Source organism: Pseudomonas sp. HLT2-19-2, from assembly GCF_054898005.1.
The window spans coordinates 2,280,203-2,304,045 of sequence record NZ_CM142712.1 but is presented as its reverse complement, the minus strand read 5'-3'; the positions used below and the strand labels follow the sequence as shown (position 1 = coordinate 2,304,045).

The 23,843-nt window shown below is 59.6% G+C and carries 19 protein-coding genes and 5 pseudogenes; 15 read left to right on the top strand and 9 right to left on the bottom strand.

All coding sequences use genetic code 11. The annotated features are described in order from the left end of the window. Positions 1 to 407: 407 nt before the first annotated feature. Complete coding sequence (locus tag ACYZTU_RS10660) at positions 408 to 2,105, bottom strand: AMP-binding protein (protein WP_461969988.1); 1,698 nt, start codon at positions 2,103 to 2,105, stop codon at positions 408 to 410. 202 nt (positions 2,106 to 2,307) lie between these two features. On the opposite strand from ACYZTU_RS10660, the gene ACYZTU_RS10655 reads away from it, so the two are divergent. The 4 genes from ACYZTU_RS10655 to ACYZTU_RS10640 are packed head-to-tail and all read left to right on the top strand — an operon-like array spanning position 2,308 to position 7,869. Continuing rightward, positions 2,308 to 3,471 carry an isovaleryl-CoA dehydrogenase gene (locus ACYZTU_RS10655; RefSeq protein WP_461969986.1) on the top strand — a complete coding sequence of 388 codons (1,164 nt, stop codon included), beginning with the start codon at positions 2,308 to 2,310 and terminating at the stop codon, positions 3,469 to 3,471. A 12-nt stretch (positions 3,472 to 3,483) separates the two neighbouring features. Then, positions 3,484 to 5,091, top strand: a complete 1,608-nt coding sequence (locus ACYZTU_RS10650) for a carboxyl transferase domain-containing protein (RefSeq protein ID WP_461969984.1) — start codon at positions 3,484 to 3,486, stop codon at positions 5,089 to 5,091. Positions 5,092 to 5,104: 13 nt separating this feature from the next. Then, positions 5,105 to 5,920, top strand: a complete 816-nt coding sequence (locus ACYZTU_RS10645; RefSeq protein WP_461969982.1) for a gamma-carboxygeranoyl-CoA hydratase — start codon at positions 5,105 to 5,107, stop codon at positions 5,918 to 5,920. Beyond that, positions 5,920 to 7,869 carry an acetyl/propionyl/methylcrotonyl-CoA carboxylase subunit alpha gene (locus tag ACYZTU_RS10640; RefSeq protein WP_461969980.1) on the top strand — a complete coding sequence of 650 codons (1,950 nt, stop codon included), beginning with the start codon at positions 5,920 to 5,922 and terminating at the stop codon, positions 7,867 to 7,869. The genes ACYZTU_RS10645 and ACYZTU_RS10640 overlap by 1 nt, the downstream gene beginning before the upstream one ends. A gap of 39 nt (positions 7,870 to 7,908) precedes the next feature. Here the strand turns inward: ACYZTU_RS10640 and ACYZTU_RS10635 are convergent, their stop codons facing one another. Next, on the bottom strand, positions 7,909 to 8,556 hold the full coding sequence (locus tag ACYZTU_RS10635; protein WP_461969979.1) for a LexA family protein: 648 nt from the start codon (positions 8,554 to 8,556) through the stop codon (positions 7,909 to 7,911). A gap of 129 nt (positions 8,557 to 8,685) precedes the next feature. On the opposite strand from ACYZTU_RS10635, the gene ACYZTU_RS10630 reads away from it, so the two are divergent. Further along, on the top strand, positions 8,686 to 9,027 hold the full coding sequence (locus ACYZTU_RS10630) for a DUF6124 family protein (protein ID WP_461969977.1): 342 nt from the start codon (positions 8,686 to 8,688) through the stop codon (positions 9,025 to 9,027). Positions 9,028 to 9,511: 484 nt separating this feature from the next. Next, on the top strand, positions 9,512 to 10,663 hold the full coding sequence (locus ACYZTU_RS10625) for a M14 family metallopeptidase (protein ID WP_461969975.1): 1,152 nt from the start codon (positions 9,512 to 9,514) through the stop codon (positions 10,661 to 10,663). Between the two features lie 48 nt (positions 10,664 to 10,711). Here the strand turns inward: ACYZTU_RS10625 and ACYZTU_RS10620 are convergent, their stop codons facing one another. Further along, on the bottom strand, positions 10,712 to 11,158 hold the full coding sequence (locus ACYZTU_RS10620) for a winged helix-turn-helix transcriptional regulator (protein ID WP_461969973.1): 447 nt from the start codon (positions 11,156 to 11,158) through the stop codon (positions 10,712 to 10,714). Positions 11,159 to 11,254: 96 nt separating this feature from the next. On the opposite strand from ACYZTU_RS10620, the gene ACYZTU_RS10615 reads away from it, so the two are divergent. Continuing rightward, entirely contained in the window at positions 11,255 to 12,457 is a 1,203-nt protein-coding gene (locus ACYZTU_RS10615) for an MFS transporter (RefSeq protein ID WP_461969971.1), read from the top strand. Between the two features lies 1 nt (position 12,458). Here the strand turns inward: ACYZTU_RS10615 and ACYZTU_RS10610 are convergent, their stop codons facing one another. Next, a complete protein-coding gene (locus ACYZTU_RS10610; RefSeq protein WP_449645403.1) occupies positions 12,459 to 13,004 on the bottom strand; it encodes a cytochrome b in 546 nt (181 codons plus the stop codon). Further along, positions 13,001 to 14,089, bottom strand: coding sequence for a catalase family peroxidase (locus ACYZTU_RS10605; RefSeq protein WP_461969969.1), 1,089 nt, complete (start codon positions 14,087 to 14,089; stop codon positions 13,001 to 13,003). Before ACYZTU_RS10605 ends, ACYZTU_RS10610 begins: the two co-directional genes overlap by 4 nt. 110 nt (positions 14,090 to 14,199) lie before the next feature. On the opposite strand from ACYZTU_RS10605, the pseudogene ACYZTU_RS10600 reads away from it, so the two are divergent. The 4 genes and pseudogenes from ACYZTU_RS10600 to ACYZTU_RS10585 all read left to right on the top strand — a co-directional run. Next, positions 14,200 to 14,334, top strand: a pseudogene (locus ACYZTU_RS10600) (RNA polymerase sigma factor); the annotation flags it as partial. A 22-nt stretch (positions 14,335 to 14,356) separates the two neighbouring features. Continuing rightward, a pseudogene (locus tag ACYZTU_RS10595) lies at positions 14,357 to 14,759 on the top strand (anti-sigma factor family protein); the annotation flags it as partial. A gap of 129 nt (positions 14,760 to 14,888) precedes the next feature. Then, positions 14,889 to 15,078: pseudogene (gene zapE / locus ACYZTU_RS10590) on the top strand (AFG1/ZapE family ATPase); the annotation flags it as partial. A 79-nt stretch (positions 15,079 to 15,157) separates the two neighbouring features. Continuing rightward, positions 15,158 to 16,546 carry a leucine-rich repeat-containing protein kinase family protein gene (locus tag ACYZTU_RS10585; RefSeq protein ID WP_461969967.1) on the top strand — a complete coding sequence of 463 codons (1,389 nt, stop codon included), beginning with the start codon at positions 15,158 to 15,160 and terminating at the stop codon, positions 16,544 to 16,546. Here ACYZTU_RS10585 and ACYZTU_RS10580 read toward each other — a convergent pair. Beyond that, the gene (locus tag ACYZTU_RS10580) at positions 16,543 to 17,250 is read right to left on the bottom strand and encodes a YebC/PmpR family DNA-binding transcriptional regulator (RefSeq protein ID WP_461969965.1); all 708 of its coding nucleotides are present in this window, start codon (positions 17,248 to 17,250) and stop codon (positions 16,543 to 16,545) included. The two genes, ACYZTU_RS10585 and ACYZTU_RS10580, sit on opposite strands and share 4 nt — an antisense overlap. Before the next feature lie 231 nt (positions 17,251 to 17,481). Between ACYZTU_RS10580 and ACYZTU_RS10575 the strand changes: the two genes are divergently transcribed. Continuing rightward, on the top strand, positions 17,482 to 18,906 hold the full coding sequence (locus ACYZTU_RS10575; protein WP_461969964.1) for a type VI secretion system Vgr family protein: 1,425 nt from the start codon (positions 17,482 to 17,484) through the stop codon (positions 18,904 to 18,906). Positions 18,907 to 18,909: 3 nt separating this feature from the next. On the opposite strand, the pseudogene ACYZTU_RS10570 reads toward ACYZTU_RS10575, so the two are convergent. Then, positions 18,910 to 19,416 (bottom strand): annotated as a pseudogene (locus ACYZTU_RS10570) (FAD-dependent oxidoreductase); the annotation flags it as partial. On the opposite strand from ACYZTU_RS10570, the pseudogene ACYZTU_RS10565 reads away from it, so the two are divergent. Beyond that, positions 19,415 to 20,062, top strand: a pseudogene (locus ACYZTU_RS10565) (LysR substrate-binding domain-containing protein); the annotation flags it as partial. The pseudogenes ACYZTU_RS10570 and ACYZTU_RS10565 sit on opposite strands and share 2 nt — an antisense overlap. 27 nt (positions 20,063 to 20,089) lie before the next feature. Here ACYZTU_RS10565 and ACYZTU_RS10560 read toward each other — a convergent pair. Further along, complete coding sequence (locus tag ACYZTU_RS10560; protein ID WP_461969962.1) at positions 20,090 to 20,953, bottom strand: LysR substrate-binding domain-containing protein; 864 nt, start codon at positions 20,951 to 20,953, stop codon at positions 20,090 to 20,092. A 109-nt stretch (positions 20,954 to 21,062) separates the two neighbouring features. Here ACYZTU_RS10560 and ACYZTU_RS10555 point away from each other — a divergent pair, with 109 nt between their 5' ends. Both ACYZTU_RS10555 and phnX read left to right on the top strand, forming a co-directional pair. After that, positions 21,063 to 22,172, top strand: a complete 1,110-nt coding sequence (locus ACYZTU_RS10555; RefSeq protein WP_461969960.1) for a 2-aminoethylphosphonate--pyruvate transaminase — start codon at positions 21,063 to 21,065, stop codon at positions 22,170 to 22,172. A 30-nt stretch (positions 22,173 to 22,202) separates the two neighbouring features. Next, complete coding sequence (gene phnX / locus ACYZTU_RS10550) at positions 22,203 to 23,030, top strand: phosphonoacetaldehyde hydrolase (protein ID WP_461969958.1); 828 nt, start codon at positions 22,203 to 22,205, stop codon at positions 23,028 to 23,030. A gap of 114 nt (positions 23,031 to 23,144) precedes the next feature. On the opposite strand, the gene ACYZTU_RS10545 is transcribed toward phnX, so the two are convergent. Next, a complete protein-coding gene (locus tag ACYZTU_RS10545; protein WP_461969956.1) occupies positions 23,145 to 23,735 on the bottom strand; it encodes a hypothetical protein in 591 nt (196 codons plus the stop codon). Between the last annotated feature and the right edge of the window lie 108 nt (positions 23,736 to 23,843).

The following is a 23,843-nucleotide window of genomic DNA, read 5'->3' as shown; positions in this document are numbered from 1 at the left end:
GTAACGACTCTGACATAACAAAAACAACACGGCAGAGACGCAGCTAACAGATTTTTTTGGAGAGGATGTGCTTTTCAGGGTGCTTTTCGGAGTAACCCGCAACCGGGCAGAGAACAATAAAACTACCTTCAGGTAGCTCCCGAACTGGTTGGATCGCTTAGCGAAAAAGTAGATCAGCGCTCAAAAAAATACGTTTGCTCTTGATCCCGGATGGGGATCGACAAAAACAGCGGTAAAGGGTCACGGTTTCTAAAAACAAAAACAGACCGCCCCTCAATAATAAAAAAAGAGCACGCGCAACGACAAAATTAAAGGGGAGCTTCGGCTCCCCTTTGTGCTTTGTGGCGTTTGTAATTTCCAGCGCCATCCCCTGTGGGAGCGAGCTCGCTTCTCACAGGGGATTATCGTTAGATGGTATTGGTTTTCAGCTCCTCGATACTGATCTCGCGCATTCGAAACTTCTGAACTTTCCCCGTCACCGTCATCGGAAACTCCTCGACGAACTTAAAGTAACGCGGTGTCTTGAAGTGCGCGATGCGTTCCTTGCACCAGGTCTGCAGCTCCTGCTCGGTAGCGCTGTGGCCCGGATGGAATTTGATCCACGCGACAATCTCTTCGCCATAACGCGAGCACGGAATCCCGATCACTTGCACATCCGCTACTGCCGGGTGGGTAAAGAATAATTCTTCCAGTTCCCGTGGGTAAATGTTCTCACCGCCGCGGATGATCATGTCCTTGTTACGCCCGGCAATGCACACGTAGCCTTCGTCGCTCATGCTCGCCAGATCACCGGTGTGCATCCAGCCGGCCTGGTCGATCGCTTCCGCGGTGCCTTGCGGGTTGTTCCAGTAACCGAGCATCACGCTGTAACCGCGCGTGCACAGTTCACCGATAGTGCCCCGCGACACCAGGTTGCCCGCCTCGTCGATGATCTTGCTTTCCAGTTGCGGCTGGGTGCGGCCGACGGTGGTGACGCGCAATTCCAGTTCGTCTGACGGACCGGTCTGCAACGACACCGGACTTGTTTCCGTCATGCCGTAGGCAATCTGCACTTCGCTCATGTGCATGTCACTGATGACCCGGCGCATCACCTCGATCGGACACGTCGCCCCGGCCATGATCCCGGTGCGCAGGCTCGACAGATCGAATTCGGCACGTTGGGGCTGATCGAGTATGGCGATAAACATGGTCGGCACACCGTAGAGTGCAGTGGCCTTTTCTTCGGCGACAGTGGTCAGGGTCAGCAGCGGATCGAAGGCATCGTTGGGGTAAATCATGGTGCTGCCGTGGGTCATGCAACCGAGGTTGCCCATGACCATGCCAAAGCAGTGATACAGCGGCACCGGGATGACCAGACGGTCACTCGCGGTCAAACCGAGGCTTTCGCCGACCATGTAACCGTTGTTGAGAATGTTGTAGTGACTGAGGGTCGCGCCTTTCGGAAAACCGGTGGTGCCAGAGGTGTACTGGATGTTTACCGCCTGGTCGAAATGCAGACTGTCCTGACGTTCGCTTAACTGCTCTGCCGACACGATCGCCGCGAGATCGGCCAATTGCGACCATGGCAGGAAACCCGATGGCGGCTGTGCATCTAGACTGATGACACCACGCAGCTCTGGCAGTCGTTCGCTTTGCAATTTTCCGATGGATTGCTCAGCCAGCTCGGGAATGAGGCCTTGCAGCATCCCATGATAGTCGGAGGTCTTGAAAGCGCCTGCGCAAACCAGCCATTGGCAGCCAGACTGCTTCAACACGTATTCAAGTTCGGAATTGCGATAGGCCGGGTTGATGTTGACCAGAATCACGCCGATTTTCGCGCTGGCGAACTGGCTGATACACCACTGGGCGCAGTTCGGTGCCCAGATACCGAGACGATCACCGGTCTGCAAACCCAGCGCCAACAGCGCTTTGGCATGCAGGTCCACGGCTTCGGCCAGTTGCTGCCAGGTGTACCGCAACTGTTGATGGCGCACGACCAGCGCCTCCCCGGTCGGATACTGCGCGACGGTATTATCGAATGCCTGGCCGATGGTCATCGCCAGCAAGGCTTTGTCCTGGGCACCACGGGTATAGCTGCGCGGCGGGCTTGCACTGGGTTGATCCATGACGACCCCTATTGTCTTTATTAGTGGGTTGTTGGAACGAGGCATGGCTAGCCCCGATCATTCAGAACTGGCTCTACTCTCGCCCAAGTTGACGTTAACGTAAAGGGTGATTGACAGCCATCCATCACAGGCTTACGTTGACGTAAAGGTGAGAGCCAAATCACTGCCCTCCCTACCCTACAAAAAAGCCAAAAGGTGACCCATGAGCTACCCATCCCTGAACTTTGCCCTCGGTGAAACCATCGACATGCTGCGTGATCAGGTTCAGTCCTTCGTCGCCAAAGAGATCGCACCACGCGCCGCTCAGATCGACATCGACAACCTGTTCCCCGCCGACCTGTGGCGTAAATTCGGTGACATGGGCCTGCTGGGCGTCACCGTGCCGGAAGAGTATGGCGGCGCTGGCCTGGGTTACCTGGCCCACGTGGTGATCATGGAAGAAATCAGCCGCGGTTCGGCCTCGGTCGCCCTTTCCTACGGTGCGCACTCCAACCTTTGCGTCAATCAGATCAACCGCAACGGCAATCACGAGCAGAAAACCAAATACCTGCCGAAGCTGATCAGCGGCGAACACATTGGCGCCTTGGCCATGAGCGAACCGAATGCCGGCTCCGACGTGGTGTCGATGAAACTGCGCGCCGACAAACGCGGCGATCACTACATCCTCAACGGCAGCAAAACCTGGATCACCAACGGCCCTGACGCCAACACCTACGTGATCTACGCCAAGACTGACCTGGAAAAAGGCCCCCACGGCATCACCGCGTTCATCGTTGAACGTGATTCCAAAGGCTTCAGCCGCAGCAACAAATTCGACAAGCTCGGCATGCGCGGTTCAAACACCTGTGAGCTGTTCTTCGATGACGTCGAAGTGCCGGAAGAAAACATCCTCGGCGTGCTCAATGGCGGTGTGAAGGTGCTGATGAGCGGCCTCGATTACGAACGCGTTGTTCTGTCCGGCGGCCCGACCGGGATCATGCAGGCCTGCATGGACCTCATCGTTCCGTACATCCACGACCGCAAGCAGTTCGGCCAAAGCATCGGTGAATTCCAGCTGATCCAGGGCAAGGTCGCCGACATGTACACCCAGCTCAACGCCAGCCGCGCCTATCTCTATGCGGTAGCGCAAGCGTGCGAACGCGGCGAAACCACCCGCAAGGATGCCGCCGGTGTGATCCTTTATAGCGCCGAACGCGCCACACAAATGGCCCTCGATGCGATTCAGATTCTCGGTGGCAACGGCTACATCAACGAATTCCCGGCCGGGCGTCTGCTGCGTGACGCCAAGCTGTACGAAATCGGCGCCGGCACCAGTGAGATCCGTCGCATGCTGATCGGTCGCGAACTGTTCAACGAAACCCGCTAAACGGAGCTGTCCATGGCTATTCTGCATACCCAGCTCAACCCCCGTTCGGCGGAGTTCGCGGCCAACAGCGCGGCAATGCTCAAACAGGTCGACGCCCTGCACACCCTGCTCGCGCAAGTGCAGCAAGGTGGCGGCCCGAAGGCTCAAGAACGCCACACCTCGCGGGGCAAACTGCTGCCCCGTGAGCGGATCAATCGCTTGCTCGATCCGGGTTCGCCGTTTCTCGAGATCAGCCAATTGGCCGCCTACGAGGTGTATGGCGAAGACGTGCCGGCCGCTGGCGTGATTGCCGGTATCGGCCGTGTGGAAGGCGTCGAATGCATGATCGTCGCCAACGATGCCACCGTGAAAGGCGGTTCGTATTACCCGCTGACCGTGAAAAAACACCTGCGCGCGCAGACCATCGCCCAGCAGAACCGTTTGCCGTGCATCTACCTGGTGGATTCCGGCGGCGCCAACCTGCCGCGTCAGGATGAAGTATTCCCGGACCGCGAGCACTTCGGGCGGATCTTCTTCAACCAGGCGAACATGAGCGCCATGGGCATCCCGCAAATCGCGGTGGTCATGGGTTCGTGCACCGCCGGTGGCGCGTATGTGCCGGCCATGGCGGACGAAGCGATCATGGTCCGCGAACAGGCAACCATTTTCCTCGCCGGCCCACCGCTGGTGAAAGCCGCGACCGGTGAAGTAGTCAGCGCCGAAGACCTCGGCGGGGCCGATGTGCACTGCAAAATTTCCGGGGTGGCCGACCATTACGCCGAGAGCGACGAACACGCCTTGGCCATTGCGCGGCGCAGCATCGCCAACCTCAACTGGCGCAAACTCGGCGAAGTGCAACAGCGCACGCCCATCGCCCCGCTCTACAACAGCGACGAGTTGTACGGCGTGGTGTCGGCGGACGCCAAGCAGCCGTTCGACGTTCGCGAAGTGATCGCACGGTTGGTGGACGGTTCGGTGTTCGACGAGTTCAAGGCGCTGTTCGGGACTACATTGGTTTGCGGTTTTGCCTACTTGCACGGTTACCCGATCGCGATCCTCGCCAACAACGGCATCCTCTTCGCCGAAGCCGCGCAGAAAGGCGCGCACTTCATCGAGCTGGCCTGTCAGCGCGGCATTCCACTGCTGTTCCTGCAAAACATCACCGGTTTCATGGTTGGCCAGAAATACGAGGCCGGCGGCATCGCCAAGCACGGTGCGAAACTGGTGACCGCCGTGGCGTGCGCCAAGGTGCCGAAATTCACTGTGATCATCGGCGGCAGTTTCGGTGCCGGGAACTACGGCATGTGCGGCCGGGCTTACGATCCGCGTTTCCTGTGGATGTGGCCGAATGCGCGGATCGGTGTGATGGGCGCCGAGCAAGCCGCGGGGGTTTTGGTGCAGGTTAAACGCGAGCAGGCCGAGCGCAGTGGCCACGGTTTCAGTGCCGAGCAGGAAGCCGAGATCAAGCAACCGATCCTCGACCAGTATGAAGAACAGGGTCATCCCTACTACTCCAGCGCCCGGTTGTGGGACGACGGCGTCATCGACCCGGCGCAAACCCGCGATGTATTGGCCCTGGCCTTGTCGGCGTCGCTGAATGCGCCTGTCGAACAGAGCCGCTTCGGCGTGTTCCGGATGTGATCGGGAGAAAATCATGATCAACTTCAACACCCTCGAACTGCTGAACGATCCAAGGGGTTTTGCGACTCTGTGGCTCAGCCGTGAAGAAAAGAACAACGCCTTCAACGCCGAAATGATTCGCGAACTGATCCTCGCCTTGGACAAGGTGTCGAGCGACGCCAGCCTGCGGTTTCTGCTGGTGCGTGGACGCGGCAAACATTTCAGCGCCGGCGCAGACTTGGCCTGGATGCAGCAGTCGGCCGAACTCGATTACCACACTAACCTCGACGACGCCCGGGAACTGGCGGAATTGATGTACAACCTCGCCAAGCTCAAAGTCCCGACGCTGGCGGTGGTGCAAGGCGCTGCATTCGGTGGCGCGTTGGGCCTGATCAGCTGCTGCGACATGGCCATCGGCGCCGACGACGCGCAGTTCTGCCTGTCGGAAGTGCGTATCGGATTGGCGCCGGCGGTGATCAGCCCGTTCGTGGTGCAAGCCATCGGCGAACGCGCAGCACGGCGCTACGCGCTGACCGCCGAGCGTTTCGGCGGACAACGAGCGCGGGAAATCGGCTTGTTGTCGGAGAGTTATCCGATCGCTGAGCTGGAACTGAACGTCGAGCAATGGATCGACAACCTGCTGCTCAACAGCCCGGCCGCCATGCGTGCCAGCAAGGACTTGCTGCGTGAAGTCGGCCACGGCGCGCTGACCCCGGCGCTGCGGCGCTACACCGAAAACGCCATCGCCCGCATCCGCGTCAGCCCCGAAGGCCAGGAAGGCTTGCGGGCCTTTCTGCAAAAACGTCCGCCGAGCTGGCAAGCCGCAACCACCACCAAGGAGTCGCGTTGATGAGCGCACCTGTTCTCACCACCCTACTGGTGGCCAACCGCGGCGAAATCGCTTGCCGGGTGATGCGTACCGCCAAGGCCTTGGGCCTGACCACCGTGGCCGTTCACAGCGCCACTGACCGTGAAGCCCGGCACAGCCGCGAAGCGGATATTCGCGTCGACCTCGGTGGCAGCAAAGCCGCTGACAGTTACCTGCAAATCGACAAACTGATCGCCGCCGCCAAGGCCAGCGGCGCTCAGGCGATTCATCCGGGTTATGGCTTTCTGTCCGAGAACGCCGGGTTCGCCCGTGCCATCGATGAAGCGGGCCTGATCTTCCTCGGCCCGCCCGCTTCGGCCATCGACGCGATGGGCAGCAAGTCTGCCGCCAAATCATTGATGGAAACCGCCGGCGTGCCGCTGGTGCCCGGTTATCACGGCGAGGCGCAGGACCTCGATACTTTCCGCGACGCCTGCGAACACATCGGTTATCCGGTGCTGCTCAAGGCCACCGCGGGGGGCGGCGGCAAAGGCATGAAAGTGGTCGAGGACGTCAGTCAATTGGCCGAAGCCCTGGCCTCGGCCCAGCGTGAAGCACAATCGTCGTTCGGCGATTCGCGGATGCTGGTGGAGAAGTACCTGCTGAAGCCGCGTCACGTGGAAATCCAGGTCTTCGCCGACCAGCATGGCAACTGCCTCTACCTCAACGAACGGGACTGCTCGATTCAGCGTCGGCACCAAAAAGTCGTTGAAGAAGCACCCGCTCCAGGTTTGAGCCCGGAACTGCGTCGCGCCATGGGCGAAGCGGCTGTGCGCTCGGCGCAAGCCATCGGCTATGTCGGCGCTGGCACCGTGGAGTTTTTGCTGGATGCGCGCGGTGAGTTCTTCTTTATGGAAATGAACACGCGCCTGCAGGTCGAACACCCGGTCACCGAAGCCATCACCGGCCTCGATCTGGTGGCCTGGCAGATTCGTGTGGCCCGCGGTGAAGCGCTGCCGATGACTCAAGCCGAGGTTCCGCTGATCGGTCATGCCATCGAAGTGCGCTTGTATGCCGAAGACCCAAGCAATGATTTCCTGCCGGCTACCGGTCGACTGGAGCTGTATCGCGAATCCGCGAAGGGTCCGGGACGGCGGGTGGACAGTGGTGTCGAAGAAGGCGACGAGATCTCGCCGTTCTACGACCCGATGCTCGGCAAACTGATTGCCTGGGGTGAGGATCGTGAACAGGCGCGACTGCGGCTGCTGAGCATGCTCGATGAGTTTGCCATTGGCGGGCTCAAGACCAACATCAACTTCCTGCGCCGGATAGTCGGCCATTCGGCGTTCGCTGCAGCCGAACTGGATACCGGGTTCATCCCGCGTTATCAGGAAGAACTGCTGCCAGCGGCCTCGGACCTCAGTGACGAGTTCTGGCAGGCCGCCGCGCAGGCTTTCGCCCAGAGCCAGCCGAACACGACCCGTGCCGATGACCCGAGTTCGCCTTGGGGTGTCAGTAACGGTTTCCGAGCCGGACTACCGCGCGAAATCACGTTGCATTTGAGCTGCGAAGGACAAGACCGGGCGCTGACGTTGGGCGACACCTGCTCGGCACATCTCAAGGGCGAACAACTGTTGACCGAGCACAACGGCCTGCGCCGCCAGCATCGGGCAATCCGCCGTGGCGATGCCCTATATCTGCAATGGGAAGGTGAACTGCGCCGCATCGAGTCCTACGACCCGATCAGTGCCGTCGAGGCCAGTCACAGCCATCAGGGCGGGCTGACCGCGCCCATGAATGGCAGCATCGTGAGGGTACTGGTGGAAGCCGGACAAACGGTCGAAGCCGGGGCGCAACTGGTGGTGCTGGAAGCGATGAAGATGGAGCACAGCATTCGTGCGCCACACGCAGGGGTGATCAAGGCGCTGTATTGCCAGGAAGGCGAGATGGTCAGTGAAGGCAGTGCGTTGGTCGAGCTAGAAGAAGCGTGAAATGAAGATCGGTCCTACGTCTTGCGAGGACCGATCTGATTAGAACCTGGCTGTCGCCTGAACCACTACGCCGATAATTCGGCACTCTTCGGTGTAAAGGGCTTTCGGATACGTCGGATTGAGCGGGACCAGGTAACGCTGCCCGCCCTCTTCGATCAACTTGCGAAAGGTCGCCTCGGCGCTGTCGGACCATTGGGCGATCACCAGCTTTCCGGGCTCAGGCACAATGGCCGGGTCCACCAGGACCATCATGCCCTCGGCGATGCTGATACCGCTGGGTGCAGTCATCGCATCGCCGACTACCACCAGCCAGAATGCCGCGCCCTGGGCATGGTAATCGGTCAGTTCGAAACGTGGCTTGCCGTACACCGACAGCTCACCGTCGCGCACCTCGGCAGGCGCCCGCCAGTCGCTGACCGGGTAGCGGAAATAGGGGTTGTACTTTTGCGTCAGGGAAATCTCGTCGCCCTGCTGGACTAAAGGCTCCCGGATCACCATCGCCACTTCCAGAAAATCCATCCCGAGCGCCCGCAAGACACGGTTCATGTCTTCGATGCTCGGCTGACGGCGTTTATTCAGCCAATGACCCACGCCGCCCTGGGACATCCCGAGACGTTCAGCGAGTATCTCTTGAGTGACTTTGAGTTCACTCATCTTGGCCTTGACCAATTCAATCCATTTATCCATGTGCGGCACGATACGTGGGGGACTCCGACCATCAAAACACAAATTGTAGTATTTAAACTCTCGTCATAAATACAGTTCGTACTAGGATTGGTTCACGGATCTGAATCTATCACGGAGCTCACCATCGCCATGTCCATCCCCTGCAACGACCTGCCAGACATGCAAATTGATACCAGCCTCACCTCGCCCAAAGGCTCTGCCGCCGCGCAACGCGCGTTGGACTATTACTTGAAACCAACTGTTTCAGAGGAGGTGGTCGAAGAACGTTTCTTTGACGTGAACCGCAACATCAGCTGCGAAGAGGCACTGGTCCATGCGTCGGATCTGTTGCGTTGTGCCGCCGCCACCGCGTACGAATCAGCCAACAATCTGCACGGCACAAACCGCGACCTGGCGTTTTCGGCGGTACACATGATCGACATGGCCAAGGCAATGGTGGATCGATCCCTGGAGGGCGATCAGAACGAGTGAGACGAGGGTACTGTCGAGGAGGACGGGGAAAGAATTTTCCAATCGCGCAAATAAAAACATTTGACTTGCAAACGAGAATGATTATTATTGCATGCAGCTGGTCGCGAGATCAGTCGATTGTCCAAGTGACCTTAGGTCGGTCTCCTGGACTCTCTCCTCATCAGGCTAATCACGGTTTTTGACCCGGCTTTTTGCCGGGTCTTTTTTTTGCCAGTTATTCTGGCTTTACCTTCAGGCTAATGAAGTCTTTAGGTGCTACAAATTCGATGGCGCGGATGATATCAAAAGAATATCCGTTGGCAATAGAAGCCCGGCATCATTGGCCCAAACTAGTTAAAAACAGCGCTTGAGAATCAATCGCACAGTCTCTAAGCTTCGTCGGCGTCAAGGAGGACGCCCCCCGCTTCACCTCAGAATTTCCCCCGGTTTTTCCCTTCCCAGCGTGTAAAGTAGCAGCCATGAAAATCATATTCAGGAATTGACTATGGCCGTGGCTAAATCCTCTTTCGACATCAGTGCCAACTTCGACAGTGGCAACATTGAAGTGCTGGATATCAGCAATCCGTTGCAAGCCTTGCTGGCCATCAAGCCGGACACCCGTAGCCAGCACTTTCAGTGGTTCCACTTCAAGGCCAGCGGTCTGCACGTCGGTCAGGAGCACTGGTTTCGCCTGAACAATGCCAGCAAATCTTCGTACAACAAAGCCTGGGATGGTTATCAGGCGGTCGCGTCCTACGACCACGTCAACTGGTTCCGGGTGCCAACCATATTCGAAGGTGACTGCTTGCGCTTCAGCCTTGAAGCCACCGCCACCCACGCCTGGTTTGCTTACTTCGAACCCTACAGCCGCGGTCGCCATGACTGGTTGATCGAGCAGGCGCTGGCCAAGGCCGGCACCGAACTGCTGGCCACCGGCAAGAGCGTCGAAGGTCGGGACATCCAGCTGCTGCGTAAAGGCACGGGCGCCGAAGGTCAACGCAAGGTCTGGATCATCGCCCAGCAACACCCCGGCGAACACATGGCCGAGTGGTTCATGGAAGGCGTGATTGAACGTCTGGAAAAGCACGACGATCCTGTACTGAGCAAGTTGCTGGCCAGCGCCGACCTGTACCTGGTGCCAAACATGAACCCGGATGGCGCTTTTCACGGTCACTTGCGCACCAACGCCATGGGCCAGGACCTGAACCGCGCCTGGCAGAACGCCAGCCAGGAAGTCAGCCCGGAAGTGCTGTTCGTTCAGCAGCAAATGGAAAAGTACGGCGTGGACCTGTTCCTCGACATCCACGGCGATGAAGAAATCCCCTACGTGTTCACCGCCGGTTGCGAAGGCAACCCGGGCTACACGCCGCGGATCGAAAAACTCGAAGAGCATTTCCGCAGCCATCTGAAGCACCTGACCAAGGACTTCCAGACCAAGCACGGCTACACCCGCGACGAGCCGGGCAAAGCCAACATGACCCTGGCGTGCAACAGCGTCGGCGAGAAATTCGACTGCCTGTCGCTGACCCTGGAAATGCCGTTCAAAGACCACGACGACCATCCGAACACTGAAACCGGCTGGTCCGGCAAGCGCTCGAAGCAGTTGGGCAAGGATGTGCTGACCACCGTCGCGGACATGGTCAATACCCTGCGCTGATCACGCGCGATGGCTGCATGCCCGGCATGCCCGGCATGCAGCCTTGCCTCACTCGGCAGCGATCCGCACGCAATCCTCAGGTCCAAGCAAGCGCCCATCTTCGGCACGTAACTCCAGCGTCTGCACGGGTCGGCCGTTCTCTCGGTCAACGACCCGCGAGTGTGCCTCCCCTGCCTCATAGAAAAACGCCTCGCCCCATTGGCGCAATCCGATGATCAACGGGAACAAGCCTTGGCCCTTTTCGGTCAGCACATATTCCTGATACGCACTGCCGTCCGACGCCGGCACCAGGTCGAAAATGCCGTGGGTCACCAGGGTACGCAGCCGCGCAGATAAAATATTCTTGGCCATGCCCAAATTGCGCTGAAACTCCCCGAACCGGCGAATGCCGTCAAATGCATCGCGCACGATCAGCAACGACCACCAATCGCCAATAGCATCCAATGAACGGGCAACCGGGCATTCGGCGTCTTCCATGCTTGTACGTTTAGCCATGAGCGCACTCACCTCAATCAAATGTAGTTGCAATATAAAACCAGCTTCCTTACCGTACAACTGGTTTCAATTTGAAACCACAAAAGGAAGCCTGTCATGAAATCTGATCATCCATTGAGCGGCGCCGTGGTGCTGCTGTTTGCCATCGCCTGCGGCTTGGCCGTCGGCAATGTTTACTACGCACAACCGCTGCTCGATGCCATGGCCGAGGCCTTCGCCATGGACCCCGCCACCATCGGCATCGTCGTCACGCTGACTCAAGTCGGTTACGGTGCAGGCTTGGTGTTGCTGGTGCCGCTTGGTGATTTGCTCAATCGTCGGCACCTGATCGTTACGCAAACGGTGCTGTCGGCGCTGGCCTTGCTCACGATCGCTCTGGCGCCTAACAACATCTGGCTGCTGATCGGCATGACATTGACCGGGTTATTGGCTGTCGTGACCCAAGTATTGGTGGCCTACGCCGCGACATTGGCCATCCCAGAGCAGCGAGGGCGCGTGGTCGGTGTGGTCACCAGCGGCATCGTCGTCGGCATTCTGCTCGCTCGGACAGTGGCCGGCGGCATGGCTGACCTCGCCGGTTGGCGTTCGATTTATCTGTTGTCAGCAGGTTTGACGCTGGTGATGGCGCTGCTGCTGTTTCGTGTGTTGCCCAAACACGAGGATGCGCAACCCGCCCGTTCCTACGGCGCCTTACTTGGCTCGGTATTCACGCTGTTCAAGGAAGAACCGGTGCTACGCCAGCGGGCGGTGCTCGCGCTACTGACCTTCGCCAGCGCCATGGTGTTGTGGACGCCCATGGTGCTGCCGCTGAGCGCACCGCCGCTGTCGTTGTCCCACACACAAATCGGATTATTCGGACTAGCAGGTGCCGCCGGGGCACTGGCCGCCGCTCGCGCCGGGCATCTGGCTGATCGTGGCCTGGGGCAATGGACCAGCGGGTTGTCACTCTTGTTGATGCTGGTTTCCTGGCTGCCGATCGCCTTCACCCAGTCCTCATTGTGGGCATTGCTGCTTGGCGTGATTACCTTGGATCTGGGTTTGCAGGCCGTGCATGTCACCAGCCAGAGCATGATCTACAACGTGCGCCCCGAAGCCCAAAGCCGACTCACCGCCGGCTACATGCTGTTCTATTCAGTTGGCAGCGCCTTGGGGTCGATCGGTTCGACGGCGATGTACGCATGGGCCGGGTGGCTCGGCGTATGCCTGCTGGGCGCAGGCATCAATGCTGTGGCGTTGATCTATTGGTGGCGAACGCTGTCCATAAAAGCCCCCTCGCCACAGTGCCTCGCCAGCCTATAGGTCATCCGCGATCCTTCCCCCGCAACATGCTGTCCAGCACCTCATCGCGACGCACCCAGCCGTGAAACAACGCCGCCGCCAAATGCAGCAGCACCGTCAAAAACAGCAGATACGCCAAATACCCGTGAGCCTTGCGCAGGAACGCAAACACCTGCGCATTCGCGGGCAGGATCGATGGCAACTGCAACGAGCTGCTGAGCATGACCGGATCCCCCGCCGCCGAAATCATCGCCCAGCCCAGCAGCGGCAGGACCAGCATCAAGGCATACAACAAAACATGTGAAGCCTTGGCCGCCAGCACTTGCCAACCTGGCAGATCCGCCGGCAGCGGTGGCTGCTGAGTGGAAAAACGCACGCCCAGACGCACGATCACCAGCAGCAGAATCGCAACGCCCAAGGGTTTGTGCAGATGAATCAGCCACTGATGACGCTCGGACACCGAAGCGGCCATGCCCGCGCCGATAAACAGCATCGCAATGATCATCAGCGCCATCAGCCAGTGCAGCAATCGCGCTAAAGGCGCGAAGTGGTTCGGTTGAGCGCTCATTGACGAGACTCCTGTTTATTGGCAGAGGGCAACTGGCTGACTTCGCTGGTGCGGCGCAAGTAGGAAGTGGCGTAACCGGCGGAACGAGCGGCGAGCAACGGGTCGTTGGAACCTTCGATACCGGCGGGCAGTACCAGCGGGTCGTAGTTGATGTCACGGCATTCGCCATTGAGTTGCGGCTGAGTGCTTTCGAGCACCAGGGTGCCGGCGTTCAACACTTTGCGACCGTCGGGCCAAGCCTTGCTGGCGTCGTTGACCGGGTCACCAGAGTTGGCCAGCGTGATGTTCAACTGCCAACGTAGCGGCCCTGCGGAAATACGCTGAACCAGGTCTTTCTCGAGGAAATCGCCCCCTTCAGGCGCCGAGGTACCTGCTGCATCCTGAGCCACCGGCACCATGCTCCAGCGCACCGCCTGCCGTTGTCCCGCAGCGTTCACCAGGTAAAACGCATTGACGCTGTTGTAGGTTTCCGTCACGTAACTGGCCGACGGCTTGGCGGTTTTGACCCAGGCCAGGAACGGTGCCGCATCCGGATGCGAACCGAAGAACGCTGACACAGCAGCCGGGTTCGGCTTGCCGGTGGCCGGGTCCGGCGACTGGGCTTGTTGCAACTGGTAGAACGCCTCGGGCGTGCCCACCGGAAACACCGGCATGCTGTTCATCCCGGTGCGCCATTGTTGGCCGTTGGCCTGGGTGAATCGCAACGCTAGGCTGCGGATCGGCACGCTGTTGTCCGGCGCATAAGGATTGCCGGCCGGTAAGGCGAAACGCCCGACCACCGGGGTCCGCGCTTCGTTGAACACCTGAGCACTGGAATAACTGCGCGCCTCACCGCTGCTCTCGAAATGCCCGATGACGCACACGCCTTTGGAATGATTACGCCGGAAACCCGGGTGCACCCCGTTGTTGGTCTCCAGCACATTGATCAGCTTTTTCGGCGTCAGGCGCTGTGGGTCAAAGGTGCCGTTGACGTAGGCAAATGCCGCGGCCACTGCAGCGACCACCACGGCAATGCCAGCCAGACGGAATATCAGGCTCGCGGCACTCAAGGGTGGCCGGGTTGGCGGTGATGAGCGATCTACCATGAAAGACTCCAGGGCCATCGGCCACAAATGAGAAGGATCAAGCAGACGAACCCCACGGCGGTTTATTCCATCGCCCGGTATTTATTTTTTCAGGCGTGGAATAACCTCAAATGCCGGGCGTCTTCCTAGTCCACAGCGTAGCGACTAGTCAGAACTTCATGAACGATATCGACGAACAACTGAGAGAAATCATTCCCAGATTGCGCCGGTTTGCCGTGTCGCTGCCGCGCAATCCCAGCAGCGCCGCCCTTCTCTGGGGAGACTCAAATGATCAGCATGCCCCCAAGCGAGCGTGACCTGCACGCCAACGTCGACCATCAACTCAGCGATACCGACCGACGTCTGGTGGAGACTTTTCTGGCCTGCAACACTAAAGTGGCTGCACACGTGCGCGCCTGGCAGCAAGACACTAAGCAACATGCGCACGGCATTGAGCGGCGCCCTGCAGCAACCGGCCAATCCGGACCTCGACCCGGCGCTGATTCGCCAACGCCTCAAACGACAATCGCGCCGCCATCTGGCCAGCTGGCCAGCGCCACCGTGTTGCTGATCGCGATCAGCGTCGGCGGGTTCGGGTTGGCTCGGCCGCTATTTCACTCAGGCCAATCGCTTGCCGGACCTTTCGGGTGCAGGTTTCAAACCGGTCAGCGGGCGCTTGCTCAGTACCGAGTAAGGGCCGGCGGCGCAGATGCTCAGGCAGATGGTGCAGTTCTGACCGTGGTCAACCCTGCCCAAATATTTGCGAAGGCCGGCGCAGCACACTCCAGCCGCCACAGGCAAGCCCACTCTCCACAGGAGCAAAATGCTCCCTGGCCTTTACCTGCATGGCGCCGTGGGTCGCGGCAAGAGCTGGCTGCTCGACGGGTTTTTCCAGGCCATTTCTATCGCGGAAAAAACAGCGCCTGCATTTTCATGAGTTCTTTGCGTAACTTCACCAAGGGATGTTCAGTCATCGCGATCAACCCGATGCGCTGGAAACCGTGCCTGACCGGCACCACACTTTTCCGGCTATCATGTCGCCCTTTCTCTGGCCCCCGCGCCTCCTCTCGATCAATAGTGGATCTGTTCATGGATACCCTTGCCCAACTGCGCGCCGGCCAACTGTCGGGCATCACCCGCTTGGACCTCTCCAGCGGCCTGACCGAGTTTCCGCGAGAAATCTTCGACCTGGCGGACTCGCTGGAAGTCCTCAACCTCAGTAGCAATGCCTTGAGCAGCCTGCCGGACGACTTGCACCGCCTGACCCGTTTGCGCGTGCTGTTTTGCTCGGACAATCTGTTCACCGAACTGCCCGACTGCCTGGGCCAATGCGCCGCACTGACGATGGTCGGCTTCAAGGCCAACCGCATCGAGAGCGTGCCAGGCGCCGCCCTGCCACCGTTGCTGCGCTGGTTGATCCTCACCGATAACTGCATCACTGAGTTGCCCGCCGAGCTGGGTGAGCGCCCGCACCTGCAAAAACTCATGCTTGCTGGCAACCGCTTGCAACGTTTGCCGGAGAACTTGCGTCATTGCCATCGACTCGAACTGTTCCGCATCGCCGCCAATCGGTTGACCGAGTTGCCCGAGTGGCTGCTGTCCCTGCCGAGTCTGACCTGGCTGGCGTACGCCGGTAACCCGCTCGAGACCGAAGCCGATGCGGCCGCCCTCGAAGCCACGCCCCACATTCCCTGGTCTGAACTGCGTCTGGAGCAGCAACTGGGCGAAGGCGCGTCGGGGGTGATTCATCGGGCAATGTGGGATCGACCGGGCCAACCGGCCACACAGGTCGCGGTCAAACTCTACAAAGGCGAAATGACCAGCGATGGCTCGCCGTTGCACGAAATGAACGCCTGCATCACCGCAGGTTGTCACCCCAACCTGATCCGGATTGAAGGGCGAGTCGTTGGGCATCCAGAAGCCCAGGCCGGGCTGGTGATGCATCTGATCGATCCGAGCTATCGAAATCTGTCCGGGCTGCCGAGCCTGGCGTCATGTACCCGCGACGTTTACGCCAACGACACCCGGTTCAGCGCCGGCGTAGCATTGCGCATCGCCTCTGGCATCGCCTCGGCGGCCGAACATTTGCACCAACATGGCATCACCCACGGCGACCTCTACGGCCACAATATTTTGTGGAACGAGCACGGTGATTGCCTGCTGGGGGATTTTGGCGCGGCGTCTTTCCATGCCACCTCGGACGGCCTTGAAAGCCGTGCGCTGCAACGGATCGAGGTGCGAGCGTTTGGTATTTTGTTGGGGGAATTGTTGGAGCGGATCGACTCGGGGTTGAGCGATGAAGGTCGTGCGCAGCTGGAGCAGTTGCAGCAGCGCTGCTGTCAGCCGCATGTGCTGACGCGACCGGGGTTCAGCGAGATTATTCAGGCGCTTGCGGTATTTGCCTCAACCACTGGAAGCCAATACAAACCTGTGGCGAGGGGCCTCGCCACACGTCATCACACGCTCGAAGCGGTTTAACCCGCCAACCCGACAAACATGTCCTGCACGTCATCGTGGTTATCGAGGCCTTCGAGGAAGGCTTCGACTTCAACCATCTGCTCATCGCTCAGACCGCTGACCGGGTTTTTCGGCTGATAACCCAACTTGGCCGACAGCACGGTGAAACCTTGCTCGGGCAGGGCTTTCTGTACCGAATCCAGGTCCGCAGGCTCGGTCAGGAACAGGGTCGTGCCCTCTTCTTCACCCGGCTCAAAATCCTGGGCGCCGGCTTCGATGGCGGCCATTTCCGGATCGGCATCAGGGCTGTCCGGCGAGGCCTCGATCATGCCCACATGGTTGAAGTCCCAGGTCACCGAGCCGGAAGCGCCCAATTGGCCTTTGCGGAACGCGACGCGGATTTCAGCGACGGTGCGATTAATGTTGTCGGTCACGCATTCGACGATCAGCGGCACCTGATGCGGTGCGAAGCCTTCATAAGTCACGCGATGGTATTGCACGGTTTCGCCGAGCTGGCCGGAGCCTTTCTTGATCGCGCGTTCCAGGGTCTCGCGGGGCATCGAAGCCTTTTTCGCCTGTTCGACCACCAGACGCAGGTGCGCGTTGGTCGCGACATCGGCACCGTTACGGGCAGCAATGGTGATTTCCTTCACCAATTTGCCGAAGATCTTGCCCTTGGCGTTAGACGCCGCTTCTTTGTGTTTAACCTTCCACTGTGCGCCCATTACTCACTCTCTTATCTGTGGCGCCGAGACATCTATTGGCCGACGCTTTGCGCAAGTTTATACGGCCTAAAGTTGGCAATCGACCAAAAAATCCACGCTGTTCACCGGCATGGTGAATCGACATCTTCACCGGCAGTTGTAGGGCGATTCTGAAACTTCGATTTGCGGTGACCATAAAGGGCTGTGGTTTCGTACCCTCTGCGCCCTTATCCCATGGCAGAAGCGCGTTCGATGCACAACGACAAGGAAAGTCCCTTCACCCTGACACTCCTCGACGGCGATTTGAGTTTGCAGGTGTTGCAGTTCAGTGGCCGAGAAGCCCTCAACCAGCCCTATCGATTCGACATCGAAGTAATCGGCCTGGCACCGGCCATGAACCTCGACCGATTGCTGCAACAACCGGCTTTCCTCAGCCTGATGGATGGCCAGGGTATTCACGGCGTACTTCACAGTGCCAGTCGCGAGCATCGCGGCCCACACCGGGTCGACTACAAACTGGTGCTGGTGCCCTACCTTCAGAGGCTCGACCGGCAGCGTTCACGGCGCGTCTTTCATCGCCTCAGCGTACCGATGATCCTGCGCCAACTGTTGGAGGAACATGATGTGCCGGAGGGGAGCTATCGCTTCGAATTATCCAACGGACACTATCCCGTCCGGCCTTTTTGCATTCAGTACGAGGAGAGCGATCTGGCATTGCTGCAACGGCTGTGCGAAGAAGAAGGCATTCATTATCACTTCGAACATCAGCGCGACGGGCATGTGCTGGTCCTCGCCGATGACAGCCTGAGTTTCCCCCAGGAACCGGTCCTTACGCCTTTCCAGGGCAACGCGTCCGACAAAAGTGACTTACCGGTGATCAGTGAGTTGTTCCAGCGCCATGACTCGCCGCCCTCGCCCTCGCGACTGGAGGCCAGAAACCGTGGCTCGCAGATCGCCGACGAGGGAGCGGCCAACCACGCTTTCATCCGACCATTGCCGGTGATGGCCCTTCCCGCTCCCGAGCACCGCCATCGCGATCATTTGAGCCGACGACAATTGGAGCGTCTGCGTTGCCAGCACGTGCAAATCCACGGCCAAAGCAACCACAGCGCGTTGCGCAGCGCACGGATTGTCCAAGTGTCAGCGCATCCACTGTCGAGTTTCAACGATCAATGGCTGCTCACCGAAACCCGACATCAGGGGCAACAGCCTTCGATTCTTGCCGCCGACAAATCCGTGACTGTCCGCCATTACCGCAATCAGTTCACCGCCATTCCCTGGTCAACGGTCTTCAGGCCGGCGCTCAAACAGACGAGGCCGAGCATCCCGGGCTATCAGCCGGCGCGGGTGCTTGGCCCTGCCGGACAGCCAGCTGTGATGGATGCGCGAGGACGAATACAGGTCAGACTGTGGCCAACAGCGGAACCGGGTCCGGATGAATCTGCCGGTATCTGGCTACCCGTGGCCCTCGCAGCGCCGGACGGTCGGATTGACCCGTCCAGACTGCCAAGGGCCGGCAGTGATGTACTCATCAGTTTTCTCGACAGCGACCCAGACCGGCCGGTGCTGTGCGTCGGTATGGGCCATCACCCGCGCACCAGGCCTGCTCCCGAGCTACGCGGCGATAGCCACTTGCTGCTTGATTGGCTGGTCAATCGCTCGGACCTCGCCCCCTGACACTCATCCCTTGTCGGCCTTGCCTGCCGCCGCCGCGAACTTCGCCAGACGCACATCCAGGTGCCGTGGTCGGCACCCGTTATCTTCGGCGCGCTCCTCGCGGCGGATGGCGTTGCGCACCATCAGTGAGCCGAGGTAACGAATCGGTTCCGGCGGAAAGAAGCCCAAGGGGCCGTTGACCAGCGGCGAACGGGTCCAGGCGTTGTCCAGTCCCTGGACCATCGAGGCGAGAATCTGCCCGCCCATATGACACGGGCCGACCCCGCTGCCGGAGTATCCGAAACCGTAAAACACATTGCCGCTGGCACTCATCTGGCCGAAGAACGGCAAACCGGTGACGGAGCGATCAGACGGACCGTTCCAGGTCGCCTCGACGTTGACCTCGGCAAACGCCGGAAAGAACTCGCTCAGGCTGTGCCGCAACAAACCGGCATAGGGCGACGGCTGATCGAACACCGGCAACATTCGCCCGCCGTAAGCGAAGGTGTTGCCGCCCTTGCCGAGCATCATCGAGGCCGAGGCTCAAGAGTTGCTTCAGGAGTCCCAAGCACTGCAGACCGGCAGCCTGATTCTTGCCGTTGATGCGCCGGTGCACGTGCTGCCGCAGATCGCCCGGTTCTGCGAACGCTATCCCGGCATCAGCGTGAAAATCGAAACCGGTAACACCGATGAATCGCTGTTTCGGTTGTTCAACTAACAGGCCGATCTGGCATTGTTGGGGCGTGAAGTCAGTGACGAACGATTAATTTCGTTGCCGCTGCGCAATGACCCGATGGTGGCATTCGTTTCCCGCCATCATCCGTGGGCCGACCGTGAATCGATTTGCCTCGCGGACCTGGACGACACGCCTTTGGTGCTGCGGGAAATCGGCTCGGTGACGCGCCAGACGCTGGAAGAAGAAATGGCCCGAGCCGGGTTTCGTATCCGCCCGGCGATTCAGGTTGAAGGTCGGGAAGCAGCGCGTGAAGCGGTGGTCGTGGGGATAGGTGTCGGTGTTGTATCAGCCGCCGAGTTCGGTGCGGATTCGAGGGTTTGCGCGTTGCCGATTACCGATTGCAAACGGCGGCTGACCGAGACACTGGTGTGCTTGCGCGAGCAGAGTTCGCGGCGGGTGGTGGCGACGTTTCTGGAGATGGTTCGCGAGAGTCTTGTGTAGGCAGGCCCGGCCCCTTCGCGCCGCGGTTCAACTGGATGGCGCCAAATCAAAAAAAGCCTGAATCAAGCGCAAACCCCGCCGCCGATCCATGCAGCCAATCATGTGCCGATTGAGCAACCCTTCGCCAATAATCGGCACCGCCACCACCCTCGGGTCGTGGCTGACTTCCACCGACGACACCACGCCAACCCCCAAATCTGCGGCGACGGCTTCGGTCACCGCCTCGCGACTGTCCAGCTCCAGCAACACCCGTGGATTGACCAACGCCGTCGCGCAGGCTTCGTCGAAAGTGCGCCGGGTGATCGAGCTCGGCTCGCGCAACACCATGATCACCTGATCCAGCGCCTTGAGCGGCACGCCCTTCGACATCCGCGCCCACGGATGCCCCTCAGGCACCAACGCACACATTCGTGACTCGCTTAAGCCTTGCAGATGCAAGCCCTTGCGCGGTTCGACTTCGGTCAGCACCGCCACGTCGGCATGCTCCGACAGTAACGCCGCCAGGGTTTCCTGAGCATTGCCCAGCCGCAGGTTCACGGTAATTCCGGGATACCGCGCGCGCAGGCTGGCAAGCATCGGCATGACCATGTGCGGCCCGTCCGCCGCCACTTCCAAACGCCCGGTCAGCAACTGCCGGTTCGCTTCCAGCATCACCTGCGCTTCTTCGGCCAGACCGAACATCGCCCGGGTGATCGCGGCCAGTTGGGTGCCCTCCTCCGTCAATTCCACTCGTCGTGCCGTGCGCCGCAACAAGGTGATCTGGTAGTGCTCTTCCAGCGCCTTGATGTGGCCGGTGACCGCCGGTTGGCTGATGAACAATCGCGCAGCGGCCCGGGTGAAGCTGCCCTCACGGGCCACGGCGTCGAATGCGCGGAGCTGAAACAGGTTCATGAATAACTCTCACTGATGGTTGGCATAACAATAAACAATTTGATTGATAGCACGGCAAATTGCAATTTAAGCCCCGTAGCTTCATCCCATCGATTGCGAGGACACGAGAATGAGTACTGCCGAGCCCATCCTGCTCACCCCCGGTCCATTGACCACATCGGCCCGCACCCGCCAGGCGATGATGGTCGACTGGGGTTCATGGGATGATCGTTTCAATCAACTGACCGCCAGCCTCTGCGAGCAACTGCTGGCAATCATCAACGGCGGCGACAGCCACCACTGCGTGCCCCTGCAAGGCAGCGGCACGTTCGCGGTCGAAGCGGCGATCGGCACGCTGGTGCCACGCGATGGCAACGTGCTGGTGCTGATCAACGGCGCCTACGGCAAACGCCTGGCGAAAATCTGCGAAGTGCTCGGCCGCTCCTTCAGCACCTTTGAAACTGCCGAAGACGAACCGACCACCGCCGCCGACGTCGACCGCCTGCTGCGCGCCGATGCCAGCATCACCCACGTCGCGCTGATTCATTGCGAAACCAGCACCGGCATCCTCAACCCGCTGCCGGACATCGCCCACGTCATCGCGCAACACGGCAAACGCCTGATCATCGACGCCATGAGCTCCTTTGGTGCCCTGCCGATCGACGCGCAACAGGTGCCGTTCGACGCGCTCGTCGCCGCCTCGGGCAAATGCCTGGAAGGCGTACCGGGAATGGGTTTCGTCTTCGCTCGCAAAGAAGCGCTAGCGAATGCCGCCGGCAACTCGCACTCGCTGGCGATGGACCTTTTTGACCAGCACACCTACATGGCCAAGACCGGTCAATGGCGCTTCACCCCGCCGACCCATGTGGTCGCCGCGCTGCACGAAGCCCTGCTGCAATACAACGAAGAAGGTGGTTTACCCGCCCGGCATCAACGCTACGCCAACAACTGCCAAGTGCTGCTTGATGACATGGCCAAGCTCGGACTGCGCAGCTTCCTGCCCGCCGCCATTCAGGCGCCGATCATCGTCACCTTCCATGCGCCGAAAGATCCGCGCTACCAGTTCAAAGAGTTCTACGAACGCGTCAAGGCCAAGGGTTTCATTCTCTACCCTGGCAAGTTGACCCAGGTCGAAACCTTCCGCGTCGGCTGCATCGGCCACGTCAACCAAGCCGAGATGCACGCGGCCGTGGCGGCGGTCGCCGAAGTACTGCGCGAGATGGAAGTGCTGGAAATCTGATTGCCCCCATTCCCACAGGATTATCAAAAAATGAACTACAGCAACCCAACCAAACTCCAAGCGGCCATCCTCGACTGGGCCGGCACCGTGGTCGACTTCGGCTCCTTCGCGCCGACGCAGATTTTTGTCGAAGCTTTCGCCGAGTTCGATGTCCAGGTTTCCATCGAAGAAGCCCGCGGGCCGATGGGCATGGGCAAGTGGGACCACATCCGCACCCTGTGCGATCAGCCGCAAGTCGCCGAGCGTTATCGCGCGGTGTTCGGCCGTACGCCGACCGATGACGACGTCACTGCCATCTACAAACGCTTTATGCCACTGCAAATCGAGAAAATCGCCGAGCACTCGGCACTGATTCCCGGCGCGCTGGACACCATCGCCAACCTGCGCCAGCAAGGGATCAAAATCGGTTCATGCTCCGGTTACCCGAAACAGGTCATGGACAAGGTTGTCGAGCTGGCCGCCACCAACGGCTACATCGCCGATCATGTGGTCGCCACCGACGAAGTGCCTAACGGTCGTCCATGGCCGGCCCAGGCGCTGGCCAACGTGATCGCCCTCGGCATCGATGATGTCGCGGCCTGCGTGAAGATCGACGACACCGTGCCGGGCATTCTCGAAGGTCGCCGTGCCGGCATGTGGACCGTGGCGCTGATCTGTTCGGGCAACGCGCTGGGCCTGGACTACGAAGGTTATCAGGCCCTGGGCAGCGACAAACTGGCCAGCGAACGTAAACGCATCCATGCAATGTTCGAAGGCTCGCGGCCGCACTACATGATTGACACCATCACCGATTTGCCGGAAGTGATCGCTGATATCAATAAGCGCCTGGCCAATGGTGAAATGCCACAAAACTTCTAGAACATAAGATGCCGCGATGTCCCAGGACATCGCGGCATGATAGGTAATAGGGGAAGCACCGAACTTCTTTCGGGCGTTCAATGACAACCCCATTCATAGCCAACACAACAACACTTAGTTAATTTGATTACCGTCGGCATCAACAATCACGCCGTCGGGATATCGGGTACTGCCATCCGCAAATCGTTCAGTGCCATCAGCCCAGACAATACGTCCATCCAGGTATTCAACAGTACCGTCCGGCCATTCAATACTTCCATCCGGGTGACCCACCCTGCCGTCAGCATATTGCACAACGCCGTCAGGGCGTTTGACCGACTGCTCATCCGCACTCACCAGACTGCCGTCCGGCAGCAGGCTGGAGCCGTCCGCGTTGTGGATTCGACCGGGCGTAGCCAGCAAGTTGTACCAACCTAACGGATCGACGGTGACATTAAATGTCGGCCAAGGCATTGGCGGCCGCGGGTTCGGCTTGGGCGTTGGTTTCGGGGTGGGCCTCGGAGCCGGTTTCGGCGCCTCGGGTTTTGGCACCGGCTTCGGTGCAGGTTTGGGTGTCGGCTTGGGCGTCGGTTTAGGGGTCGGCTTCGGATCGGGTTTAGGCGTCGGTTTAGGGGTCGGCTTAGGTTTCGGGGCAGGAGGTTTAACGGCCATCATTTTTTTGGCGAGGCCACGCTGTTGCGACTTGGCAATATTGAATCCTTTCATAACTTTCTCCAGTGAGATCTTTTCAATAATAACTTTAAATTAAATCCGCCCTTGTTCAACTTAAACAACGAAAGGACGTAACAGCAGAATATAGAGAGCAACGAAAAT